Source organism: Microbacterium sp. NPDC058062, from assembly GCF_042885375.1.
GTDB classification, from domain to species: domain Bacteria; phylum Actinomycetota; class Actinomycetes; order Actinomycetales; family Microbacteriaceae; genus Microbacterium; species Microbacterium trichothecenolyticum_C.
On sequence record NZ_JBHVSC010000014.1, the window covers coordinates 1 to 2,691 of the forward strand.

The 2,691-nt window shown below is 66.7% G+C and carries 2 protein-coding genes and 1 pseudogene; all 3 read right to left on the reverse strand.

Annotated features, from left to right (window positions below; all coding sequences use genetic code 11):
- Positions 1-7: 7 nt before the first annotated feature.
- Positions 8-181 (reverse strand): annotated as a pseudogene (locus ACFVSU_RS21935) (IS30 family transposase); the annotation flags it as partial.
- Positions 182-183: 2 nt separating this feature from the next.
- Positions 184-1,326 carry an IS110 family transposase gene (locus ACFVSU_RS21940; protein WP_387148169.1) on the reverse strand — a complete coding sequence of 381 codons (1,143 nt, stop codon included), beginning with the start codon at positions 1,324-1,326 and terminating at the stop codon, positions 184-186.
- A 95-nt stretch (positions 1,327-1,421) separates the two neighbouring features.
- On the reverse strand, positions 1,422-2,645 hold the full coding sequence (locus ACFVSU_RS21945; RefSeq protein WP_387148173.1) for an IS30 family transposase: 1,224 nt from the start codon (positions 2,643-2,645) through the stop codon (positions 1,422-1,424).
- Positions 2,646-2,691 lie beyond the last annotated feature (46 nt).

The following is a 2,691-nucleotide window of genomic DNA, read 5'->3' on the forward strand; positions in this document are numbered from 1 at the left end:
GGCGGTTTCAGGCGGTCATTGCAACACCGTCTTGTGGTGGGTCTGAGAGTAGTGCGTTGAGGGCTTCGGCGGGGGTGGCCCAGTCGAGGGTTTTGCGGGGTCGGCCGTTGATTTCGGCGGCGACGTAGTCGAGGTAGTGCTGGGCGTAGCCGGACAGGTCGGTGCCTTTCGGGTGCCTCTGTGTCATGTCAAGCGTCGTAGAGTCGTGGCGAGCGGGTCTGGTTGTGACTTTCCCGAAGAGCCAGTCGTCGGGGTTGAGCTGGTCGCGCTGGGTTCTGTAGACGCCCCCGAGTGTCCGGTCAGGCCCGCTCGCTTTTCGTCGGCAAGCATGGTCCGCCAAACGTGATCCGCCAGGCGCCGCTTCAAGCATCGGCGCGCGTCTCGCGGCGTCTTTCCTTCGGCGAGCTTTGCGGAGTAGTAGGCATGTCCGCGGCTGCCCGGGGTGCGGATCTGGGTGATCGCGACGGTGTGGAGGGCGGCGTTGAGCTGGCGGTCACCGCCGCGAGAAAGCCGGTGTTTGGATCTTTCGGCGCTGGCCACCTCGATTGGGGCCGTTCCGGCGTAGTTCGCGAACGCCGATGCGGTCGGGAACCGGCTCGCAGTCCCGGTCCTGCCGATCAGCCGGCCTGCGGTGATGGCAGCGATGCCGACGGTGTCGGTCAGGGTGCTGCCGGATGCGGTGACGAGCTCCCTGATCTGGCGCTGGTTAGTCTTCAGCAGTACGTCGACCGAGCGGATCTGACTAACCAGATCCCAGGCGATCTGGTTGCGCGCCTTCTCCGCCGGGCCGATCGGACGGACTCCGCGAAGCAACGCTGCGGCGGTCGCCGCGTTAAGGTCAGTGGGTGCGCCGCCCGCGATCAAGTCGCGTAGCAGGGCGTGGAGTTGATTGACCAGACGCACCCTGCTCTGCGCCAGGTTCATCCGCGACTCGTCGAGCACAGCGAGCGCATCTGGGATGCCTTCTGGACGCAGGGGCCGCTCATCTCCTTGAAGGGCGGCCACCGATGCGGCGGCCGCCGCATCGATCTGGTCGGTCTTGCGACCGCCGCCACGAGACAGCTGCCGGATCCGGGCAGTTGCGGTGGACGGGACGTCGACGACTTGCTCGCCGCGAGCGAGAAGCCATGACGAGAGGTGGCGCCCAAGGCCCTCGGCGTTCTCAACGGCCCAGCGCCGCTGTTCGAACTGCCGCGCCCACTTCAGAAGTTGCCGATACTCGGCCAGCGTGGCCGCGATGCGGATTGACCCGACCGGACGGTTGGTGGCGGGATCCACAGCGGTCGCTGTGTGAGTGGTCTTATGCGGATCGACTCCGAGGATCATCATCAGATGGTTCCCTTCAGTTGCGACGGTGATGAATCGCAGCTGACAATCCGACTTCGAGAGCTTCCGTTGCGTCTCGTCACGCCTCTGTTGAGTCAAGCCGCGAGCGGGCACCAGGCGGAACGACACACCCGAAGCGAGCCAGCCTTGCGGCGGCAGGAAGTACTCGAGTCAGCCCGCCCGGTGCCCTGACGTGACGCTACGAGGTTGAAGGCCCCTGACGCCATCGCTGGAACCAATACAAGTCGGAAGTACTGTCGCAGCAGTCCGTTGGTGTTCTCGTTGGTGCCGCGCTGCCAGGGTGAGTGTGGGTCGCAGAAGTAGACGCCGTCGCGCAGGTCGAGGTCGGCTGTCACACGGGCGTGCGCGGCCATCTCGGAGCCTTGATCCCAGGTGATCGAGCGGCGCAGATGTTCCGGGAGCAGCCGCATCTGGTTGATCATCTGGTCGGCGACGGTGTCCGCGTCGCGGCGTTCAGGCAGGTGCAGCAGGATCACGAACCGGGTGGTGCGTTCGACCAGGGTGCCGATCTGCGACTGCCCGTCCTTCCCAATGATCAGGTCGCCCTCCCAGTGGCCGGGCACAGCGCGGTCCTCCACTTCCGCGGGGCGGTCGGAGATCATCGCCATGCCCGCGATCTTCTTCCCTGCCGCCGCGTGCCGTTGCGCGCGGGCGCGAGGCTTGCGGGTGGCGCGTCCGGAGCGCAGCGCCCGGGTTAGTTCGTTGCGCAGTTCGCCGCGGCCCTGCACGAACAGGGACCGGTAGATCGCCTCGTGCGAGATCCGCATGCTCTCATCATCCGGGAAGTCCACCCGCAGTCGCCGCGAGATCTGCTGCGGTGAGTGTCCCAGTCGCAGCCGCCGCTCCACCTCGACCCGCAGCAGCGGCTGTTCGGCCAGCTTCGACGGCTTCGGGCGAGACAGGCGCCGGTCCGCCCGGCCCTGCGCCGTCGATGGTGAATAGGACGCCGCTTGCCGCGGCGGCCGCGTGGTCCACTTCGGCCGATACCTCGGCGAGTTACCACGGTTGCGGCGCAGCTCTCGCAACACGGTCGACGGGTGGCGGCCGATTTGGCGGGCGATCTCACGGATCGAGTGTCCCCGGGCCACCCCTACCGCGATCTGCTCACGCTCCAACAACGTCAAGAACCGGTCGGACGGCTCGGACAACGACAACGGCGCCATGCCGCCAGCATCCCGAAACCAGTTCTCCCCACCCTGCCGCGACGCGCCCGCCGACACCGCGGCATCCGCCGTCGACAACCCTGCCGCCACACCGCGCCAGAACACCCGCTTCACAGACCTCAAGGAACTGAACATCACACCCCCTCAACTCAGGGTGTTGCGCTCATCCCTTGAAACCGCC